Origin of the sequence: Pseudoalteromonas sp. JB197, assembly GCF_002332205.1 — a bacterium.
Classification (GTDB): Bacteria; Pseudomonadota; Gammaproteobacteria; order Enterobacterales; family Alteromonadaceae; genus Pseudoalteromonas; species Pseudoalteromonas nigrifaciens.
The window spans coordinates 993975-1015866 of sequence record NZ_NRGZ01000001.1 but is presented as its reverse complement, the minus strand read 5'-3'; the positions used below and the strand labels follow the sequence as shown (position 1 = coordinate 1015866).

General features: G+C 41.1%; 17 protein-coding genes and 1 riboswitch. Of the genes, 7 read left to right on the top strand and 10 right to left on the bottom strand.

What is annotated here, in order from left to right:
* The first annotated feature begins 115 nt into the window (after positions 1 to 115).
* From CIK86_RS04865 to CIK86_RS04850, 4 genes are all read left to right on the top strand, one after another.
* On the top strand, positions 116 to 1387 hold the full coding sequence (locus CIK86_RS04865; protein ID WP_086993437.1) for a hypothetical protein: 1272 nt from the start codon (positions 116 to 118) through the stop codon (positions 1385 to 1387).
* A gap of 5 nt (positions 1388 to 1392) precedes the next feature.
* On the top strand, positions 1393 to 1941 hold the full coding sequence (locus CIK86_RS04860) for a hypothetical protein (protein ID WP_011327929.1): 549 nt from the start codon (positions 1393 to 1395) through the stop codon (positions 1939 to 1941).
* Positions 1938 to 4712 carry an ATPase gene (locus tag CIK86_RS04855; RefSeq protein ID WP_086993422.1) on the top strand — a complete coding sequence of 925 codons (2775 nt, stop codon included), beginning with the start codon at positions 1938 to 1940 and terminating at the stop codon, positions 4710 to 4712. Before CIK86_RS04860 ends, CIK86_RS04855 begins: the two co-directional genes overlap by 4 nt.
* A 109-nt stretch (positions 4713 to 4821) precedes the next feature.
* Positions 4822 to 5367 (top strand): DUF4136 domain-containing protein, encoded by a 546-nt coding sequence (locus CIK86_RS04850; RefSeq protein WP_011327927.1) that lies wholly within the window; start codon positions 4822 to 4824, stop codon positions 5365 to 5367.
* 148 nt (positions 5368 to 5515) lie between these two features.
* Here the strand turns inward: CIK86_RS04850 and CIK86_RS04845 are convergent, their stop codons facing one another.
* Positions 5516 to 6025: a peptide-methionine (S)-S-oxide reductase gene (locus CIK86_RS04845; RefSeq protein ID WP_086993420.1), complete on the bottom strand. Its 510-nt coding sequence runs from the start codon at positions 6023 to 6025 to the stop codon at positions 5516 to 5518.
* A gap of 164 nt (positions 6026 to 6189) precedes the next feature.
* On the opposite strand from CIK86_RS04845, the gene CIK86_RS04840 reads away from it, so the two are divergent.
* Positions 6190 to 8058: a TonB-dependent receptor gene (locus CIK86_RS04840; RefSeq protein ID WP_086993418.1), complete on the top strand. Its 1869-nt coding sequence runs from the start codon at positions 6190 to 6192 to the stop codon at positions 8056 to 8058.
* A 55-nt stretch (positions 8059 to 8113) separates the two neighbouring features.
* Here the strand turns inward: CIK86_RS04840 and CIK86_RS04835 are convergent, their stop codons facing one another.
* A complete protein-coding gene (locus tag CIK86_RS04835) occupies positions 8114 to 8377 on the bottom strand; it encodes a YkgJ family cysteine cluster protein (RefSeq protein WP_086993416.1) in 264 nt (87 codons plus the stop codon).
* A gap of 312 nt (positions 8378 to 8689) precedes the next feature.
* Here CIK86_RS04835 and CIK86_RS04830 point away from each other — a divergent pair, with 312 nt between their 5' ends.
* Positions 8690 to 10360 (top strand): RluA family pseudouridine synthase, encoded by a 1671-nt coding sequence (locus CIK86_RS04830; protein ID WP_086993414.1) that lies wholly within the window; start codon positions 8690 to 8692, stop codon positions 10358 to 10360.
* Between the two features lie 62 nt (positions 10361 to 10422).
* Here the strand turns inward: CIK86_RS04830 and CIK86_RS04825 are convergent, their stop codons facing one another.
* Both CIK86_RS04825 and CIK86_RS04820 read right to left on the bottom strand, forming a co-directional pair.
* On the bottom strand, positions 10423 to 11046 hold the full coding sequence (locus CIK86_RS04825; protein ID WP_011327920.1) for a LysE family translocator: 624 nt from the start codon (positions 11044 to 11046) through the stop codon (positions 10423 to 10425).
* Positions 11047 to 11166: 120 nt separating this feature from the next.
* Complete coding sequence (locus CIK86_RS04820) at positions 11167 to 12102, bottom strand: LysR family transcriptional regulator (RefSeq protein WP_086993435.1); 936 nt, start codon at positions 12100 to 12102, stop codon at positions 11167 to 11169.
* A gap of 168 nt (positions 12103 to 12270) precedes the next feature.
* On the opposite strand from CIK86_RS04820, the gene CIK86_RS04815 reads away from it, so the two are divergent.
* On the top strand, positions 12271 to 12927 hold the full coding sequence (locus tag CIK86_RS04815; protein WP_086993412.1) for a nitroreductase family protein: 657 nt from the start codon (positions 12271 to 12273) through the stop codon (positions 12925 to 12927).
* A gap of 72 nt (positions 12928 to 12999) precedes the next feature.
* On the opposite strand, the gene ribB is transcribed toward CIK86_RS04815, so the two are convergent.
* The 6 genes from ribB to carA all read right to left on the bottom strand — a co-directional run bounded on the left by ribB (position 13000) and on the right by carA (position 21592).
* Positions 13000 to 13653 carry a 3,4-dihydroxy-2-butanone-4-phosphate synthase gene (gene ribB, locus CIK86_RS04810; protein WP_011327916.1) on the bottom strand — a complete coding sequence of 218 codons (654 nt, stop codon included), beginning with the start codon at positions 13651 to 13653 and terminating at the stop codon, positions 13000 to 13002.
* Positions 13654 to 13811: 158 nt separating this feature from the next.
* Positions 13812 to 13992, bottom strand: a riboswitch (FMN riboswitch).
* A gap of 64 nt (positions 13993 to 14056) precedes the next feature.
* Positions 14057 to 15115, bottom strand: coding sequence for a S66 peptidase family protein (locus CIK86_RS04805; RefSeq protein ID WP_086993410.1), 1059 nt, complete (start codon positions 15113 to 15115; stop codon positions 14057 to 14059).
* A gap of 207 nt (positions 15116 to 15322) precedes the next feature.
* On the bottom strand, positions 15323 to 16168 hold the full coding sequence (locus tag CIK86_RS04800; protein ID WP_011327914.1) for a magnesium transporter: 846 nt from the start codon (positions 16166 to 16168) through the stop codon (positions 15323 to 15325).
* Positions 16169 to 16690: 522 nt separating this feature from the next.
* The gene (gene greA / locus CIK86_RS04795; RefSeq protein ID WP_011327913.1) at positions 16691 to 17167 is read right to left on the bottom strand and encodes a transcription elongation factor GreA; all 477 of its coding nucleotides are present in this window, start codon (positions 17165 to 17167) and stop codon (positions 16691 to 16693) included.
* 53 nt (positions 17168 to 17220) lie between these two features.
* On the bottom strand, positions 17221 to 20439 hold the full coding sequence (gene carB, locus CIK86_RS04790; RefSeq protein ID WP_086993409.1) for a carbamoyl-phosphate synthase large subunit: 3219 nt from the start codon (positions 20437 to 20439) through the stop codon (positions 17221 to 17223).
* A gap of 16 nt (positions 20440 to 20455) precedes the next feature.
* The gene (carA, locus tag CIK86_RS04785) at positions 20456 to 21592 is read right to left on the bottom strand and encodes a glutamine-hydrolyzing carbamoyl-phosphate synthase small subunit (RefSeq protein ID WP_041454397.1); all 1137 of its coding nucleotides are present in this window, start codon (positions 21590 to 21592) and stop codon (positions 20456 to 20458) included.
* Positions 21593 to 21892: the final 300 nt, after the last annotated feature.

Below are 21892 nucleotides of genomic sequence, written 5' to 3'. Positions count from 1 at the left end.
ATTATTAAATCGTTGTAAAAACGAATACCATATAGCTATCAGCGCTATTAAAATTACGAATAACTAGCTTATTTAGCTACTTATTTAACAACATACTAGGATGTATAAACGCCTTATGATCCCAGCTAAAAAGCTATTAAATACCCTTAGCGAACATTGGGGGGTGCTAGAGCTATTATTTAAACGTTTTAAAATGGCAGACTTTAGTATTAAAGATTTGCAAAATGCCATTAAACAAAAACAACCTACATGGCATAACGAGCGTATTTATAAAGAAACTAATCGCTTGTTAAATCAAGATATTATAATTCCTTTAGCGAAATCTTCGCAGCTTGAAATAAACCGTGCCATTGCCGACTTTGCTACATTTTTACTGCAAGAAGAACATTTAGGTTTAGCACAAGAAATTAGCGTATTAGTAGAGGATTTAGCCCGCCTTGGCGATCGCTTAGCTAACGCGGGCGAAGTGGAAGACTTTGACGACTTACGCCGTTTTAGCCGTATTATGGATGATCGGGTGCGCAAAATAATGAAACTGTACGCACACAACGAAAACGCCATTTTAAATATTGTTGAGCAAGCTAAATCTAATAACGCGGTGCAATCGCTGCAAAAGCGTTATAAAGCGGTAATAGAAGCGTTTGACGAATACATAGAGCCAATGCTAGAAATGGTTGATATTCGAGGCGATTTTCATGCCTGCTTTAATCTTATAGAGCAGCAAATTAGTACGCAAATAGAGCGTATTGAGCAATCGGGTAAAGCATATACCGACAAACGCATGCTAGAGCAATTACGTACCCGTATTCTCGAAATGCATTTAATCGGCCGCGAAAGCCTGCGTAAAAGTGCCGACATGCTTATGCCACTGCGTGAAGAACTACGCCGTAATAACTTAATTACCCGCCAAGCTGCAAGAGTGCTTGGGTTAGTGCGTAAAAATGGCGTAGACAACATGCTAACTGCGGTGCAACCGCATTTTGTGAGCGACGCACAGCGTTACTCGCTGGGGCAACAACGCCATATAGTTGCCTATATGGCAAGTTTGGTTGAGTTTGAGCATCAAGAATATCAATTGCCTGATCAGCAAGATGTACCGCCTTTTCAAACGCCTAATATTCCCGATTACAACGATGTTAAAAGCAGCTTTGCAAAACGCTTCAATACAAAACGTAAAAAGCCGCAACCATTGCTGCAATTTTTAGACGAAAGTTACCCCGATTTAGATGCCGAAGAAATGCTGTTTTTGTATCAAAAATTAGTAAGTGACAACGAGCTTGAAAAAAGCCAAAGCGATGAAAAAGCGCGCTTTAAAATTGCCGGTCAGTATTTTTCTCTTTATCCCTATAATTCACAGCCGCAAACACCTAGTAAGGCAGATGAGTAATCACCATGACACAAATAAACTTAAACGAGCTTACCCACTTACAAGCAATTAATAAAAAATTAGTGGCGGGTTATCATATTTGCGAACAAGACAACCTAATGTGGCAAGAGCTGGATCAAAACATAGACGCGTACAGCGCGCTATTTAGCGCCCTAGGTAATGAGCTAAAACACGACAGCCGTGGCTTTTATTACTTTAGCAGCGACGAAAGCACACCCAATATGGGCAAAATATCCCGTGCTATTGCGCTCACTATTTATATTTTAATTGAGCACTACGCCAACACCGGCAAAGACCCAATGCGCGCCTTGTTCGACGAAGTAAACGATTTAGAGTTAATGCAAACCTTAGTGCAAATTAACAAACATTTGTTTGATCAACTGGAGATATTTTCGGGTTCAGATCTGCGCAAAGACGTGTACCTGCGCATGGTACGCTTAGGTTTGGCACGCGAAGTAGAAGCAGGCTTTATGCTACAAGCCCCTATCCATCGCTATATAGATGCCTTAATGGAAGTAAACGAAGAAACCTACCTAACAGAGGACGAGGAATGAAAAATTTATACGGACTAAGTAAACTCGCCCTACTCAATACCGCAGGTTACGCAAAGTGTGTGATCCCGCTGGATAAAAGCAGCTCTATTTGCGCGCCCAACAATACGGGTAAAAGCTCAGTAATAAATGCCCTGCAATTTCCGCTTATTAACGATTTACGCCTAACCGAATGGGATGGCCACGATTTAGACGAAACCCGAAAGTTTTATTTTTCGTCAGATCAATCCTACATTTTGCTTGAAGCAAATTTGCCCCATGGCTCAGTAGTGATTGGTGTAGCGGGTTTGGGGAAAATTGCCGGTTATGCGCATCAATATTTTTGCTACCAAGGCAAGCTTGATTTAGAGCAGTACACCCAAGGTAAAACCATTATTAAATACACTAAGCTGTTCAGCCATTTAAAACAGCTTGGTTACAACCCCATAGAGCTAAAAGCGCAAGAACTAAACGCCCTACTCACCGGCGGCGCAACCCCGTTTGACGACGAGATCAACTTAAAAATGATCCCGCTTAATAACGTTCAAGATTCGACTATTTATAAAGAAATATTTCGCCGTATTCTTAACTTACATAAACTCGGTGCCGCCGATGTAAAACGCTTTATGCTACGTGTATTTGAGCGCCACATGTCTAACTCTAAGGTCGACTTTTATGAAGTGTGGCGTCGCTCGTTCGATAAAGTAAACCGCAGTAAACGTGAATTGCACGCCCTTGAATCGATGCAAGAGCCCATAGCGGCGCTTGAGTCGATGCTAGAGAACCAAACCGTTCTAAAAGGTAAATTAGCGGCTTATGCTCCAAAAATTGACCAAGCACTGATTGATTTTGACAACTACCAAGAGTCGCAACTAGAAGAGCTAGCAATAGCACTTGAAAACATAGAACACGAAAAACACGAGTTTGAACAAAAGCAAAGTTTGTACGTACAGCAGTCGCGCGATATAGAGCGCAGGCAAACGCAAATAGAGCAATGGTTTTTAGATTTTAACGCACTTAAAAACGAATTTGAACTGGTTAACAAAGCCACGCTTAAAACGAGCCTTACCCAGTTAAAGCAAGACTACGAGTCGCTTTCACACTCTATTACCAGCGCACAAGGGCAAAGCCTGCATACACTTGACTACCGTATTACCGAAACCCAAAAACAAATTAAGAGCTTAAAGCTACAACTTAAAAACTTGGAGTTTAATTTATTTACCCGCATGCGCGAAGAGCTGTCGTTAAAAGAAGTGGAAGAAATTTCGCGCATTTTAAACCCCGACATGCTCTCGTTTGCAACCACCAGCAATGGCGACATAAGCATTGATGACGAAGACGCATTTAGTGCGTTTTTATCGCACTTAAGCGAAAACGTAAAAGGCGGCGTGCTTAGCTTACCTGGCGCGAGTATTAAGCTTAAAAAGCTCTCCCCTGTACAAATGCAAAGCGGCGAAAATAAAGAGCAGCTAACCGCTCAATTAAGTGCCCTTGAGCATGCTTTAAAAGAGTTTAAGCAACAGCGCGATGTAGCTGCAAATGTGGCCGATAAGCAAAAAGAAAAAGACACCTTGTACGATGAACTAATGAGCGCCGAGGCCGCCCTTAAACGTTTAGAGCAGTTTGACACTATGCTGCAATCGGCTGAAGCACAAACCATGCTAAAAGAGCAGTTGTTAGCTGAGCGCGATCAGGTTGACGACTACCTACAAGACATTCAAAAAAATAGCGGCTCAATTAGCGACAGACGCTCAATTATTAAATCAAAACAGGCGCAAATTAATCGCCAATCAGATCGTCTGCGCCAAGTGAAAAGCGAACGAATTGATCACACGCTTGATTTATACAGCGGCAAAGTTACCCCTTACATGATAGAGGTAACAATAGACTTTGATAATTTAAGCGACCTAGTGCACCACTTTAATAAAGACTGCCAAGAGCTGCGTAACTTTGAGATAAACGTACGCAATACCTATTTGCATATTTATAATGCCGGTATTACCAAGTTTGATAACGAAAACGATGAGTTTAGTAAATATCAAAAACTCATTAGTGCGTTTCATAACATTGATAACGAACGCGATGCCGTTGAGCGTCAAGGCCGTGTGGCCCTAACAGAAGTAGCCGCAACCATTAAAGGCCTACGCGAAGATTTAGACCGCCTGCGCCGCGAAATGAACAGCTTTAATAAAGGCATTAGCCAGCATCGTATTTCGAACCTGCAAGCATTTAAAATTAATGTAATACCGCGCAAAATGTTAGTTGATAGTATAGATACTATAATTAGTACCTCGCATCAGTTTGAGCAAGGGGACACGCTGGATTTACTCAGCCAAGAACCGTATAGCGAAAGCGCAGTAAACGAGGCGAAAGATCATTTAATTAAGCTCGCCTCCGACAAAGCTGGCCTTACCCTCACGGATTTATTTGATATTCGTTTTGAAGTAGTCAATCGCGCAGGCGATACCGAACACTTTGACAAAATAGACTCGGCGGGTTCAAACGGTACGCGAATAACTATTAAGTTATTATGTGGTATGTTGTTTATTCGCTATTTGTTAAGCTCACAAGAACAAAACTTATACCGTATACCTATATACATAGATGAAGCCGCCGACATTGATCCGCAAAATCAAAAGGCAATTATTGAAACCGCGCTTAGCTTTGGCTTCGTCCCTATATTTGCCTCAGTTAAACCGCAAACAAGCTGCGATTATATTGTGCCAATTCGCTCAGTTAAAGACGGTGCACAAAACTGGGTAGACGAAAAAGACTGGATAGAAGTTGAACATTAAGTAATTAATCAATGGTTCAGCTATAACAGCTAAACTGTTGTTAAGCGCTTAAATATCACACTGCCTAACAATGTGTGTTATTTTATAAAAAAGATTAGGAGTAAACTGTATGAAAAATATTTTTATTGTAGCCGCACTTGCGTTTTTAACTGCTTGTACGCAAACCGCAGATTGGGATTACGACAAGTCAGCAAACTTTGCTAACTATAAAACGTTTGCGTGGGTAGAAAATGCAGATTTAACAAAAGACACCAATAATTATCAAATTAATGCGTTAATGGAAAAACGTGTACGCAGCGCAATAAGCAGTGAGCTTAATCAAAAAATGGGCATGAGCTTAGCCGATCCTGCTCAAGCAGACGTGCTGGTAAACTACCATGCATCGGTAGATAAAGAGCTAGACGTAAGTTCTTTTAATATTGGCTACGGCGCTCGTTGGAGCTCGTGGGGTTTAGGGTATCAAAACGATATATCTGCTCGTGAATACGAAGTAGGTACTTTAGTTATTGATATTATTGACCGTGAATCAAACCAGTTAGTATGGCGCGGCGCTGAAGATGGTCGATTAAAGAAAAACCAATCTCCTGAGCAACGTGAGCTGTCGGTTAGAAAAACAGTCGCTAAAATTTTAAATAACTTCCCGCCACAAAAGTAGCGGCAGGTTTTAAAGCACATAAAAAGCTCACAATTTGTGAGCTTTTTTGTGGCTGATTATTTTTTATTAAATCTTTTGTTGTAGCCACAGAGCTTACTGATGAGAGAAACAGTTGCTCTTAGCATAATTGATATAGCAGACTTTAACTTTATTTCGATTTATATTTATGTAATAACTCAGGTGGGATATGACAATAGTCATCGGGAAAATTAGTTAACCGGTCTTGGTGCTCTGCATCGCTGGGAACATAATTGGTTAGCAACTGAACTTGTACCACTATTTTATCTGCATCAGCGCGTTGATTTATATAGTCGTTTGCAATTGTTAAGTGACATTGCTGTTTACTATAAATAGCACTACGGTATTTTAAACCAACATCGTTACCCTGCTTATTAACACTGTAAGGGTCAATAATCTCAAAAAAGTATTCAATCAGTTTATAGAGTGTCACGGCTGTTATATCAAAGGTTACTTTCACGCACTCGGCATAACCGTCGTATTCACCTTGTGTATTATTATTTGTGCCATTAGCTCGCCCAGCCTCAGTGGTAACAACGCCGGGTAAGTACTTAATAAACTCTTGTACCCCCCAAAGGCAGCCTCCGGCAAAGTAAATACTTTCTAGATGCGAATTTTCGCTTGTTTGTACTGTGCTCATAAAATCAATTACCCTACTTTACGAATGATTATCAAATGCAATTTTTTAAGATTAATATACAATACCAAGCCAAATTACAATTATTTGACTACTTTATCACGCCTTAACAGGCGTGTTTCGGATTTAATTATTAGCACAATTACATATACAAAAATGAGAAAAACATGAATCGTGCCCCGCGCCTTATATTACCCGTATTATTACCTACATTGCTATGCAGTGTTACTAGCTTTGCCTACGCTGAAGTGCAAACTAAAAATGCCACTGCAATAGAGCAAATAACGGTTGAAGCCTCCCCTACTGCAAATAAAGAACCCGTGGGCACTTTCGACTCACCGGTTTCTAATTTAGAGTATGATCCGCGTGTTGATGTGCAATCGCGTAATATGGCCGAAGCACAAGCAGATGTAACCATTCGTGGTGGTATTTTCGAAAATACTGGTTTTAGGGTTGGCAGCGCCACTTTGTTCGATCCGCAGTCGGGACATTATTTTGCCGAAATTCCTATAGCGCCGCAAATGCTGCGCGGCCCAGCTATATTCACCGCAGCAGATAATGCACTTTATGGCGTTAACAGTTCAGTTGGTACAGTATCGTTTGCTTGGAAGCCAATTAGTACAGGTGGTAGCGTATCACTTGGGGTTGGTAGCAATGATTTTAATTTACAAAGCCTGCATGCGGGCGTGAATATACCATTGGATGGTATTACCGATTGGCAGCTGGGTGTGGAAGGCGAGTTTTCTCACTCACAAAGTGATGGCTCTATTGATTATGGCGATCATGACTTTACCCGCGCCTCAAGCCGTGTTCAATTAGTGGGGCCAGACTCACAAACCGATCTGTTTTTTGGCTCTCAAGAAAAGTTTTTTGGTTGGCCAAATTTGTATACTCCTTTTGGGGTTAACGAAACTGAAGATCTTAAAACTCAGCTATTTATGCTCAACCATAAGCAAAACTATAGCGCCGAGAGCTCGTTTGAAGTATCTACATATTATCGTAAACACGAGGATCACTATGTGTATTCTCGTGAAAACCCAATGTCGTTCGAAGCGTTTCATCAAACCGACGTTAAATCACTAGCACTTTCAGGGCGCCATGCGCACAGCACGTCTTTTGCTCTCAATTATTCTGCGCAATTTATTAATGATTCGATTGAATCGACCACGCTTGAAAATAATTTTACCTCACGTAATTATTATAAAGTAAGTGTGCTGCCAGAGTACCAAATGGCACTTGAGAGCGATCAACACCTTACTATTCGCCTTGGTGCGGCTTTTGACGATACCAATCGTGACGATTCTGAAATTTCACTTATTGGTGATATAACTTTAAATACACAAAATAGCGACGGCACTGAGCGCACTGTTTATTTATCGTATGCACAGGCAAGCCAAGTAGCAGGCTATACCGCAATTGGCGGCAGTGACACTGGCGGTTTGTTTAGAAGTAACTATAACCTTGAGCGCGAAAGTACTAAAAACCTCGAGCTGGGCTTATTATTAGAACGACAAAGTTGGCGTTTTAATTCTGCTGTTTTTTATCGTCAAGATGATAACTTAACCGATTGGACTTATAGTTTTGATGCCACTTCTGCCCGCTTTGCCAATCCGGTAGATATTAATACCTCGGGGGTTGAGTTTCTTGCAACTAAGCATTTTGATAACGCAGAAATTATTGCCAGTTATAGCTTTTTAAAAAAATCAGAGAATTATGGCGCAGCCGATATAGATGCCAGCTTTTACGCATTAAACTACCCAGACCATAGGCTAACCCTTGCGGCTATTTGGAACCCAACAGATATTTTAGAGTTTCGTATAGATAACGAGTGGCGCAAACAACATGAAAATACGCTGCGCAGTGGCGATGATGATGCGTTATTTACTCATTTAACCTTAAAAATAATGCCGCCGCAGATTAAAAACTTATTTATTACATTGGCCGCAGATAACCTGTGGAATGAATCGTTTCAAGAGATCCCGGGCACTCCTGGACGGGGCGAGCAATATACGCTAAGCGCAACGTATAGTTGGTAGCGCACTACACAAGCAAGCTTATTATTTACCAGGTGGTTGTAGATGATAGGCTTGCTCAGGTCAACTCCTCAAGCTCAGTAATAAGCGCTAAAGCCTGCGCATTAGTTGTACCGCATACATCTAATGTGGCGCTAAAATTGCTGCATACTTTTGGCCGACTGGCGTCGCCAAATAACTTACATAAATTACGCTCATCTAGCTGAATACAGCGCTCTCCGGCCTTTTTACCGTTTGGCATTCCTGGTATGGGCGAGCTAATACTTGGCGCAATACAACATGCCCCACAGCCTAACCGACACGCCATAGGCTGTGTTTTCATAATAACCTCTGTTTAAATGCATTTGCTTATTAGTAATCTAGTTGATGCTACACACACGATATTAACGCTTAGCGTTTTGTAAAATTAAAGTCCAGCCTAGCTCACTAAAACATTGATTTTTTAACGGGCTAATATTTTAACACGAATTACGATAAATAATGGCGCTACTCATTTAATTAAAACTTTGCAGCAACCCGTTACATCAAACAATTAAGGCACATACTAATAACACAACACACTTAGTGACATAGCAGCGACTATGTTATTATATTGGCTAATTATTTCGTTAAAAACTTCATTATTATATTGCCCATGCCAAATATTGCTACTTGCTTTACGCCATTTTCAGCGCCTGTAAATCACATGGCGCTACCTGATAAATTTACTTTTCCTTTTTACTATGAGCCTAAAGCAATTGCTGTAGCAGCAACCGAGCAGTTGCAACAACAGCTCGAAACACAGTTAGAGTACTTGGCAAACTCAGCTAATAATGAAGAGTCGGGTAAAATGTTTGGCGTACTAGTGGTGCAAAATAATCAGCAACAGCTTGGTTATTTAGCCGCTTACTCGGGGCAACTTGAGGGCGTAAGCAGTAAAATTAACTTTGTACCTGCCGTGGCCGATATGCAGCTACACGATGCTGAGTATTTAGCACAAAGCAGCATTATTAATAATATTAACGCCCAAATTGAGCAGCTAGAAAATAGTGAGCAATTTAGCACTCTTAATAACGCATTTAACCAAGCCAATGCCACTTATCAGCAGCAGTTAGAAGCGCAGCAAGCGTTAATGCAAGTTAGCCGCCGAATGCGTAAACAACAACGCACTGATGCAAGCACTCAGTTATCCCCAACTGACTTTGAGCAGCTAAAAATTCAGTTAGCTGGGCAAAGTATTGTCGAAAAAAAGCAACTGCAAGCACTAAAGCAGCAATGGCAAAGTAAACTCGACACCCTGCAGCAAGCTCTAAATAATATTACTGATGAAATTGCACACTTAAAAAAACGTCGTAAAACACTTTCTAAAAGCTTACAAAAAAAGCTGTTTGCGCAATACCAATTTTTAAATGCTAATAACGAAACTAAAGATCTAAACGCTATTTTTGCATCCTTGCCTGAGCATACGCCACCAGCAGGCGCAGGAGATTGCGCCGCGCCTAAGTTATTGCAATATGCGTATCAACATAATTTAAAACCTTTAGCTTTGGCAGAATTTTGGTGGGGCGCTGCGCCTAAATCAGCTATTAGGCATCATAAACATTACTACCCGTCTTGTTATAGTAAATGCCAACCCATTTTAGGGCATATGCTCAAAGGCTTACATGTAGAAGAAAATCCATTATTGATCAACCCTGCTATTGGTAAAGATTTAACTATTATTTACCAAGATCACGATATATTAGTGATTAATAAACCAGCTGAATTTTTGTCCGTTCCTGGGGTTAATATTGAAGACTCGGTTTATTTGCGCATTAAAACACAATTTCCACATGCTACCGGCCCGCTCATTGTGCATCGCTTAGATATGTCAACATCAGGGTTATTAATTATTGCACTCAATAAAAGAGCGCATAAAGCCCTGCAAAAACAGTTTATAGAGCGTACCATAGAAAAACGTTACGTTGCTTTAGTTGCCGGAAATGTAGTTCAAAACAGTGGCACAATTGATTTACCTCTGCGCTTAGATTTTGATGACAAACCGCGCCAATTAGTGTGTTATCAACACGGTAAAGCATCCCTTACTACTTGGCAGGTGTTAGAGCGAAAAGATAATATTACCCGTTTGCACCTTTACCCTAAAACGGGGCGTACGCACCAGCTAAGAGTACATTGCGCGCACAAGTTAGGCTTAAATATGCCCATAGTTGGTGATGATCACTACGGTGAAAAAGCTAATAGATTACATTTACATGCCGAGTACTTATCGTTTTGCCACCCGATTAATCATCAGCAGTTAGAGTTTGAAGTAGCGCCCGACTTTTAAAAATGGTCGAGCCTAGGCCCATTGACTTCTTATTGTTTAAATTTGCTCTCAGGGTGTTTTGTTTAAACGCCTTGGGAGAATACCTGCAGCGTAATTTCTTTCACCACAGGTGCTACCGATAAAACCAGTAACGCCGACATAGTATAATTAAAGTAGCGTCTATAACGTTCAGACTTTAATACTTGCTTTAATAATGTACCAAAAAACAACCATACTCCTGCACACGGAAAAGCAACCAACAAAAACGTCAGCGCTAATGTAAAACTTTGCCCGTAATAACCTGCGCCAACTGTTGTAAACGCCGCAATAGCACCAGTGGCTACAACCCATGCTTTACCATTTACCCACTGAAATAGTGCTCCTTTTATAAAAGTAAGCGGCTTGGTTTGACTGTTTGTTGAGTTTACACTGCCAGATTTAGCAATAAGCCATGCTAAATACAGCAAGTACAGTGTTCCTAAGCACTTAATAATTAAATGCAAATTAGGGAACAACGCAAATAATTGCCCAAAGCCTAAGCCTATCAGTAGTATCATTAAGGCAAAACCAATACAGATCCCCGTAAGTAAAGGTAGGCTTTTTCGCACGCCAAAATTTACCCCTGAGGTCATAAGCATGATGTTATTTGGCCCAGGAGTGACCGAAGCTGATACAGCAAAAAATACGGTTGCAACTAAATAATCCATAAGCACACCTTATTAAAAGTCCTTTATTTAAATTTAACTGCCCGACTTAATATTTACCACCTTAAGCTAAAGCCTTATATTTATACCCTACACTTAAAATTATCAAGCGTAAATAAATGGCTAGTCCAATACACTTTTATCAATAATACCTTTGGCAATTAACTGTTTTATAATTGTGCGGCATTTTTCACGGCACACATCGCGCAGTAAACGCACCGCGGGAGTAATTGACTGCCTGCTTGGGCAAATAAGCCATAACTCACCGCTAACATGTTGATAATTTGGCATCACCGTAACCACCCTATCGGCCAGTAAATCATCTGCTATATCGAGCGCTGACTTAACCGCCAGCCCCTTACCGGCAACGCACCAGCGCCTAACTAAATCGCCATCGTTAGAGGCACGCTTACCTTGCATTTTAACTTTAAACTTACTTTGCCCGTCGGTAAATTCCCAGCTGTTATTTATAATGTCTTGTAGTTGATAAAACATGCCCTGATGACGATTCAATTCCTCTGGGTGATTGGGGCTACCATGTGCTATTAAGTATTCTTTAGTGGCGCAAAGGAGCCGTGGTACGTTACAAATTTTAAAACCATACATATTAGTATCGCTTGGAGATCCATAACGCAGCGCTATATCGACCGAATCACGATAAAAATCAACGTTACTGTCGCTTATATGCGTTCTTAAACTGAGTTTAGGATAATTATCCATAAGCTCATCAATCCAGGGGATCACTAAATTACGCCCAAAATCTGATGACAGTGCAACGCGCAGCTCTCCCTCAATTTCATCATGTTCGCCTTTGAGGTTTTGTTTTGCTTGCTCTAGCACTGCAAGTGCTTGCTCACACTGAGGAATGTAACGCTCACCCGCTGCCGAAAGGCGTAAGTGGCGTGTTGTTCTTATAAACAGCTCACTGCCAAGGGCTAACTCTACACGTTTAATGGCAGCACTCGCGGTTGCGGTGCGCATATCGCATTTTGCTGCGGCTAAAGTAATGCTTCTAAATTCTGCAACTTTTAAAATAAGTTTAAGATCGTCTATCTGCATATTATCTATTTTTATTTGATAATGTTTCAATTATTATGCTGTTTATTTTTCACAAAGCAAAGCGTATATTAGCTGCCATTCGCACTAAGCACTTATTACTCTAACCAATCGTTAATTTTTATCTGTTAAATATGATTGTTTTAAAGTTAAATTTACCCGGAGAAAACCATGACTCACCCTATTATTAGCGATTTAGAAAAACGCCACACGGCCAAACATTATGATGCAGCTAAACGTATTAGCGATCACGACCTTAACGTAATTTATGAAGCTATGCGTTTATCGCCTTCATCAATTAACTCACAACCGTGGAAGTTTATTGTTATTGAGTCTGATCAAGCTAAGCAACGTTTTCATGACAGCTTTGCAAATATGTTTCAGTTTAATCAAAAGCACGCAAAAACAGCATCGCATATTGTGCTTTTTGCTCACAAAACTAACTATACCCGTGATGATTACGCACACGTTATAGACACAGATATTAAAAATGGTCGCACGCAAAGCGAAAACCGTGAACAAGCTTTTGGCGCGTTTGCGTTTGTAGATATGAATACCGATGAGCAAGGCAATAATGCAACTTGGACTAAAGCGCAAACTTACATTGCACTTGGTAATACCATGCACGCAGCAGCTCGTTTAGGCATTGACTCAACCCCAATGGAAGGCGTAGATGCGCAGTTACTTGGTGAAATTTTTGCGAAAGAATTAGATGGTTACGTATGTGATGTCGCATTAGCGCTGGGCTATCACGATAGCGCTGAGGACTATAATGCTAAGTTACCTAAATCGCGTTTAGACGCTGAGCAAGTAATTCAGGTTTTATAATCGCGTTTATCGCCCGTTTTTAATAATTTAAATCCCTGTTTAATTAAATTAAACAGGGATTTTTTATTGCAGTTAACTTACTTTTTGTTGTGCAATTTGAATGTACTGCACTAAATCCTCTATCGATACCACTGGCATATTATGCTTATTTGCATAACCGCTCACCTCAGGTAAACGCGCCATTGAGCCATCGGGGTTAGTAAGCTCGCAAATAACGCCAAACGGCTTTAAACCCGCAAGTTGCATTAAATCTACAGATGCTTCGGTATGACCACGGCGTACCAGTACTCCACCCGTTTTAGCTTTTAAGCCAAATACATGCCCTGGGCGCGATAAATCCTCAGGTTTAGCATTGTCGGCTGTGGCGGCTTTAATCGTTGTAACTCTATCGGCTGCAGAAACGCCAGTAGTTACGCCCTCTTTGGCCTCAATGGTTATGGTGTAAGCGGTATTGTTTTGACTGGTGTTATGAGTAACCATTTGCGGTAGGTCGAGCTGTTTTATGCGCTCCTCCCCCATGCATAAACACACAATGCCGCTGCCTTCGCGGATCATCTCAGCCATTTGGGCGGTGGTTAAATGCTCGGCTGAAAATACAAAGTCACCTTCGTTTTCACGGTTTTCGTCATCAACAACCAATACGCCTTGGCCTTGCTGTAGTGCGGTAATGGCATTTTCGACGCGCGTTAACGGCTCGCCAAATTGAGTAAGTAGAGACTGAATCATCATTATATTCCTGATTAAAAATAAATAGATTCAGGACACTGAAAGGATCGATAAAATAAACTCTAAAAGCATTAAAGTATAAGTACCAACAATAACTTAAATTAAAAAACATAAATAGCACACAGCCAAAAACCACGCACTATTAACGCTATATTAAGCCATATTCTCTTTCATCCGGACTGTAACCGTCGGCTCTGGCATCTCACCAGATCTGCTGACCTTTAATATTATATAAAACAACAAAGCGCTCGCGGGCTTATTTAAACACTACAAATGTAATTAAAATAGTGAATTAAACATACCGCCGGTGGGGAATTTCGCCCCGCCCTGAGAATGTACTTAAATAACGAATTATAAAAGCCAGCTTATTATACCCCTGTACCGGCACGTTATTCAAAGCCAATTAAGAGAGCGACGTATTTAATGACGCTTTTATTACTCTGCCTTCGTTTATATCGGCAATTAATGTGCAATTAGCACCGTTAATTAAATTTAAGTTAGGTGCAATATGGCCTATATCTGCATCTATAATAACCGGAAACATACAGCCCCCAAGCGCTACATTTAATGCGTGGCGATAGTCAAATTCGGGGTTTTTGCCTTGTGTAATTTCACTGCGGCCGATAATTATGCCGTTAATGTCGTCAAATATACCAGCTAGTTTTAACGACAGTAAAAATCGCGCTACAGTAGTGGGGGTTAACTCTGAATTTTCTAAGTATAAAATTAGCCCTTCGGGCGCGCTGTGCTTTTTAAATTCATGCAGGTCTAAAAATGGTGAATCGAGTAATAAACCCACGGTATCTAGGCAGCCTCCAAATAAACGCCCCGACATTTCGATAGTACGCTGATCAAAGTAATTTAAGCATTGCCACTGAGTCGTCTCGGTATAATTAAATAAAGCTTCTGGGTGCTGTGCATAATCGGGGGCTACTTTTTGATAATGTGTTGATGGTGCCTGTGTAAACTCACTATTTGCTGCATAACTTAGGGTTTCAAATATTTGTAAGCAATACGGGCTTTTTTCGTTTGGGTGCAATTGCATTAAATTGGCACTATGCAGCGTTGCCCATTGGCATTTAGCAGTGAGTGCACAGGCCACAGTACTCACATCTGAAAACCCCACAAGCCATTTGGGTTTAGCCTGTTTAATAGCATTAAAATCAAGTTGCGGCAGTATTTCCATCGCAAGTTCGCCACCAAAGGGAGGCATAATTGCATCAATACTATCGTCAACTAAAAAGCCCATTAACTGCTCTGCATGGGCTTTGGTAGCTAATTCTGCTGTTGCTTCGCTGCGCCGTAAAAACGCCCCCTCAATTACTTCATAGCCACGCTGTTTTAAACCGTTTATTACACTCTCTAAACGAGCATGATATTTAGCCGCGATCCCTTCTGAAAGCGAACACACCGCAATTTTAGAACCTACTTTTAAAGGTGCCGGGTAAAGTATATTAGCCATTATTTATCCTTATTTGAGAGGACGTTAAACCGTATTGTTCCATATCAGCATAGATCAAATTGATGGCAGATGAATAACCTAAAGAAATTTTAGTTAAAAGTAATTGGTAGAGGGGGAAATGTGCAAGAATAAATTCAAACTAAGTTTTGCGCTAATTACTGAGTGTTAAGTGATTAGCGCAAAACATATAAACCTAAAATTTTTGATTTAACCAATTTCTAAAAAATAGTTAACTACGGTAAAGTAAATCCACATCCCCGATATATCAACAATTGATGCCAATACAGGGCTCACTAATACCGCGGGGTCTAGCTTAAGTGCCCGCGCTAAAATAGGTAATAACCCCCCTAGCGTAGTAGAAATAGTTACCTGAATAAACAATGCCACTGCGATGGCCATCGCAATTATATTTAAATCGAACCCACCGGCAGATTTAACATCGCTAAAAAATAAGATGCGAATAACCATTACGCCCGCCACCGCTAACGCAAGACACACTGCAATTTGGCTTTCTTTAAGAAACACAGCAAACCATTGTCTTTTTTTCAGCTCGCCTGTTGCTAACGCCCGTATTACCAAAGTAGCCGCTTGTGAGCCTGTGTTACCGCCCGCAGCCGCAATAACCGGCATGTACACTGCCAACAATACTAACTGGCTTAATGTGTCTTCGTATTGAGTAATAATTAACCCAGACACTATACCTAATAACGCTAATACTATGATCCAGCCAATACGCTGCTGCACATGCCCCAGTGCCGAGGTATTTAAATAACTTTGCGCTGTTTCAACTTCTGAGTGAATAAAACCCAACTGATGCGCATAGTGTCGAGCGAGTTTGTCGTAACCGTCTTTTTCTAAACGACTTATTAAGTCTTGTACATAAGTAATTGAACAGTGCTGTAAAATAGCAACCGCTTCTTCAACATCCATTATTGTTAATAAGTGCACTTGTTTATTATAGCTGTGCGCTAAAAACACTTTTCTAGCCGCCCCTATTTCTGCTTGAGAAAAGTGTGGGTTATTTTCTACGTAGTTTTTGCTCATTACCGTCATGGCGAATCTCCCGATTGGCTAATGCTAGGCTAATTGTATTTTATTTAAATTAATAACATGGCGTTCAAACAGTTAAAACTACTGCTTAGCTAATAGCCATTAATTAGGAGTAAAACACATTAGCATAAGGTAACGACCATCAAATAATGAAACTATATGACTGATTAAAATACCAGCGTACTAGTAACTATAATCAGCACTTTAATAAGGCTAATTTCATTATTTATATCTAGGTGTCTGAGAGAAGAAAAATAGGAAAGAATAAAATTACTCTACCGCTTAGGTAGATTTATAGAAGATAAATACCAATACGGGTTATTTTTCTGCCCTCAATCTAGAGGGATGGTCGGTATCGTTCATAAATATCTCCGAGTAAACTGCTTAATTTGCAGCCTGTATATGGTAACAAAGTAAAATTTTTAAGGCCAATTTATAAGGGCTGTTTTAACACTTTTAAACACTTTAAAACAAAAAAGCCAGTGTATTAATACACTGGCTTTTATTTACACGTAAAGTGAGTTATTAAATATACTCAACCTCGATGATTTCGTATTCAACGGTGCCTTTAGGGGTTTCAATGTTCACAGCATCATCTGCTTGCTTACCAATTAAACCTCGTGCGATCGGTGAATTAACCGAAATACGATTATCTTTAATACTTGCTTCGTCATCACCAACAATCTGGTATTTAACTTCAACATCAGTTTCAACGTTGACAATAGTAACTGTTGTACCAAAAATAACTTTGCCGGTATTAGGCATTTTAGTTACATCAATTATTTGTACATTTGAAAGCTTAGCTTCAATTTCTTGAATTCGGCCTTCACAAAAACCCTGTTGCTCACGCGCAGCGTGATACTCAGCATTCTCTTTTAAGTCACCATGCTCTCGTGCAACTGCAATATCGCTGACGATTTTAGGACGGGTAACTGTTTTTAATTCGGTAAGTTCTTTGCGCAGTAAATCTGCACCACGAACTGTCATCGGAATTGTTTGCATACTTTTTCTCACTTAATCCCAAGGCCGCAATTTAACGGCCTTGGCACATTTCCTTAGTTCAATCGCAGGTGTAGTTCTTGAACTGACGTCACCTTCCCACGGTCATCTGCTTGGTTTGCTGTACAGTTTGCAAACGCCGCATTTAAGGTCGTAGTATAGTTGGTTTTGTGCTGTAAAGCACCACGACGTAACACCTTCGAATCTTCAATCGCTTGGCGACCTTCTGTGGTATTAACAATATAGCTATACTCGCCACTTTTGATTCTATCAAGAATGTGCGGGCGCCCTTCAAATACTTTATTTACACGGCGAACCGCAATGTCAGCATTTTCAAGTGCAGCAGCTGTACCACCTGTTGCATCTATTTCAAAACCAAGGTCTGTCATGATTTTAGCTAGTTCAACAATACGTGGCTTATCGCTATCACGCACGGATAATAGCGCGCGACCACCGCGTGGTAAAGTATTGCTTGCACCTAATTGTGCTTTTGCAAACGCTTCGGCGAAAGTATCACCAACACCCATCACTTCACCGGTTGAACGCATCTCAGGGCCACGGATTGGATCCACACCTTGAAACTTAGCAAATGGTAAAACAACTTCTTTTACGCTGTAATATGGAGGAATAACTTCTTTAGTTATACCTTGGCTTGCCAAAGACTGACCCGCCATACAACGTGCAGCTACTTTTGCAAGTGCAACACCGGTTGCTTTTGATACAAACGGTACGGTACGTGCAGCACGTGGGTTAACTTCAATTAAATACACTAAGCCATCTTTTACAGCAAACTGAGTATTCATTAAACCAACAACACCAAGTTCAAGTGCCATATCAGTAACTTGCTTGCGCATTACATCTTGTACTTCTTGCGATAGCGTGTGAGCCGGTAATGAACATGCTGAGTCACCTGAGTGAACACCCGCTTGCTCTATGTGCTCCATAATACCGCCAATAATTACTTGCTCGCCGTCGCAAATTGCGTCAACGTCAACTTCAATCGCGTTATCTAAAAAGCGGTCTAGTAATACTGGTGCTTCGTTTGAGGCTTGTACTGCTTCGGTCATGTAGCGACGTAAGTCTTGCTCGTCGTATACAATTTCCATGGCGCGACCACCTAGTACATACGATGGACGTACTACTAATGGAAAGCCAATTTCAACTGATTTTAAAATTGCTTCTTCAGTTGATGTTACCGTAGCGTTTTCTGGTTGCAGTAGATTTAAACGCTCGACTAATTGTTGAAAACGTTCGCGGTCTTCTGCACGGTCTATTGCATCTGGCGATGTACCAATAACTGGCACGCCATTCGCTTCAAGTTCACGCGCTAATTTAAGCGGTGTTTGACCACCGTACTGCACAATTACACCCACTGGCTTTTCAACACGTACAATTTCTAGTACGTCTTCAAGGGTAATTGGTTCAAAGTATAAACGATCTGAGGTGTCGTAATCGGTAGATACCGTTTCAGGGTTACAGTTAACCATAATGGTTTCATAACCGTCTTCACGCAGTGCAAGCGAAGCGTGTACACAACAGTAATCAAACTCAATGCCTTGACCAATGCGGTTAGGACCGCCACCAATCACCATGATTTTGTCACGGGTTGTTGGGTTGGCTTCACACTCTTCATCGTAAGTTGAGTACATGTAAGCTGTGTCTGAACTAAACTCTGCAGCACAGGTATCAACACGCTTGTATACTGGTAGAATGTTTAGTAAATGACGCTTTTTACGAATTTCAGCTTCTGATACGCCTGCAATTTCTGCAATACGTGGGTCAGCAAAACCTTTACGCTTTAACTTGCGTAGGAAGTCGGCATTTAAGCCTGCCATGCCTACGTCGCTAATTTTTGCTTCGTCTTTTAAAATGTCTTCTATTTGTACTAAGAACCAGCGGTTAATTTTTGTCAGCTCGTAAACATCCTCAACGCTCATACCATGGCGCATTGCATCGGCAATATACCAAATACGCTCTGCACCTGGCTCGCGTAGTTCACGAATGATAATTTCTTTTGCTTTAGGGTCGTCAAGCGCCACAATTGGGTTAAAACCAGTTGCACCCACTTCAAGGCCACGTAATGCTTTTTGTAATGACTCTTGTTGGTTACGACCAATCGCCATTACTTCGCCTACTGATTTCATTTGCGTGGTTAAACGGTCGTTCGCACCGGCAAATTTTTCAAAGTTAAAGCGAGGTATTTTTGTAACTACATAGTCAATTGCCGGCTCAAACGACGCGGGTGTTTTACCGCCAGTAATATCATTTTGTAGCTCGTCAAGTGTGTAGCCTACGGCTAATTTTGCAGCAATTTTAGCAATTGGGAAACCCGTTGCTTTTGACGCTAATGCTGATGAGCGTGATACGCGTGGGTTCATCTCGATGATAACCATACGGCCATCTTCAGGATTAATACCGAACTGTACGTTAGAACCGCCTGTTTCAACACCAATTTCACGTAATACCGCCATAGAGGCGTTACGCATAATTTGGTATTCTTTGTCGGTTAATGTTTGCGCTGGTGCAACGGTGATCGAATCACCCGTGTGCACACCCATAGGGTCAAAGTTTTCAATGGTACAAACAATAATACAGTTGTCGTTTTTATCACGTACAACTTCTGTTTCGTATTCTTTCCAACCAATCAGTGATTCATCAATTAGCAATTCGTTCGTTGGCGATAAGTCTAAGCCACGCTCACAAATTTCTTCAAACTCTTCTAAGTTATACGCTACACCACCACCGGTGCCGCCCATAGTAAAAGAAGGCCTGATAATACACGGTAAGCCAATGCGAGTAATGATGTCTCTAGCTTCATCCATTGAATGAGCAATTTCAGCACGTGGGCATTCTAAACCAATGTTTTTCATTGCTGTATCGAAACGTTCGCGGTTTTCTGCTTTGTCGATTGCATCTGCTGTTGCGCCAATTAACTCAACGCCGTGCTTAGCCAATACGCCGTGCTTGTCTAATTCAAGCGCACAGTTTAATGCTGTTTGCCCACCCATAGTCGGTAGGATTGCATCTGGCTTTTCTTTTTCGATAATTTTTTCTACAACTTCCCAGTGAATTGGTTCGATGTACGTCGCATCTGCCATATCAGGGTCAGTCATAATTGTTGCTGGGTTTGAGTTAACTAATATAACTCGATAGCCTTCTTCTCTCAGTGCTTTACACGCTTGTGCACCAGAGTAGTCAAATTCACAAGCCTGACCAATAACAATTGGGCCTGCGCCTAAGATAAGAATGCTTTTTATGTCGGTACGTTTTGGCATTATTACTCCGGTTAAATTAGTGTTTACGCGCTTGCATCAAATCGATGAAGTGATCAAATAATGGGGCGGCATCGTGCGGGCCTGGGCTTGCTTCAGGGTGACCTTGGAAGCTAAACGCTGGCTTATCTGTACGATGAATACCTTGCAAAGTACCGTCAAATAACGATGTGTGCGTAGCACGCAGGTTATCAGGTAGCGTAGTTTCATCGGCAGCAAAACCATGGTTTTGTGCGGTGATCATCACTACATCACGTTCTAAATCTTTAACTGGGTGGTTGGCACCATGATGGCCAAACTTCATTTTGACTGTTTTAGCACCTGAGGCAAGCGCTAATAATTGATGGCCTAAACAAATACCAAAAATAGGGATTTCGGTTTCTAAAAGGGTTTTAATTGCATCAATGGCATAAGTACACGGTGCTGGATCGCCCGGGCCATTAGATAAAAAGATACCATCTGGGTTTAATGCTAGTACGTCAGCGGCAGAGGTTTGCGCTGGTACTACAGTCAATTTACAACCACGATCTACAAGCATACGTAAAATATTACGCTTAACACCGAAGTCGTAGGCAACAACATGAAACTTTTCATCAGCCGCGTTTAAGGTTTTAAAACCTTCGCCTAATGTCCAGCTTGATTCGCGCCACTCAAACATTTCCTTGGTTGAGACTACTTTTGCTAAATCCATACCTTTTAAGCCTGGGAAGGCTTGCGCGGCTTGAAGCGCTTTGTTTTCGTCTAATTCGTCACCGGCTATAATACACCCGTTTTGAGCGCCTTTATCACGCAAAATACGCGTTAGCTTTCTGGTGTCGATGTCCGCAATACCTAAAATATTACGTTGTTTTAAGTAATCATCTAACGATTGCTCGCTACGAAAATTACTTGCTAGCAGTGGCAAATCACGGATCACTAGGCCTTTGGCCCATATTTGATTCGCTTCTTCGTCTTCGCTATTAGTACCCGTATTACCTATATGTGGGTACGTCAAAGTTACGATTTGTTCCGCGTATGATGGGTCAGTCAAAATTTCTTGATAACCAGTCATAGACGTATTGAATACTACTTCACCTACTGACATGCCGTCAGCGCCGATTGCAGTACCGCGAAACACTGTGCCGTCTTCTAGGACTAACAGAGCGGATTTAGTCAAATTAACCTCCTAACAGTAAAAAACGAGGCTAAGCAAAATGCTTAACGCCCCGCCAATACCCAGGCGATTGTTAAAGCGAGTTTTTGTGGATAAAGTTATTTTATAAACAGTGTTAAATGACGCCGATAACGAGCTTTAAACCTTAATCATTTTTTCTTGCCTTAAAACGACTTTATTCCCACTGAACCCTGCTTTTTTCAAGCCACTTGGGTATAATTGGAAACACGCGATTATTAATTTTTGGCAAATTGGCTGCATTTTACATTAAGTTTTCTTTTAGATCTAACGCTATTTAGTAAA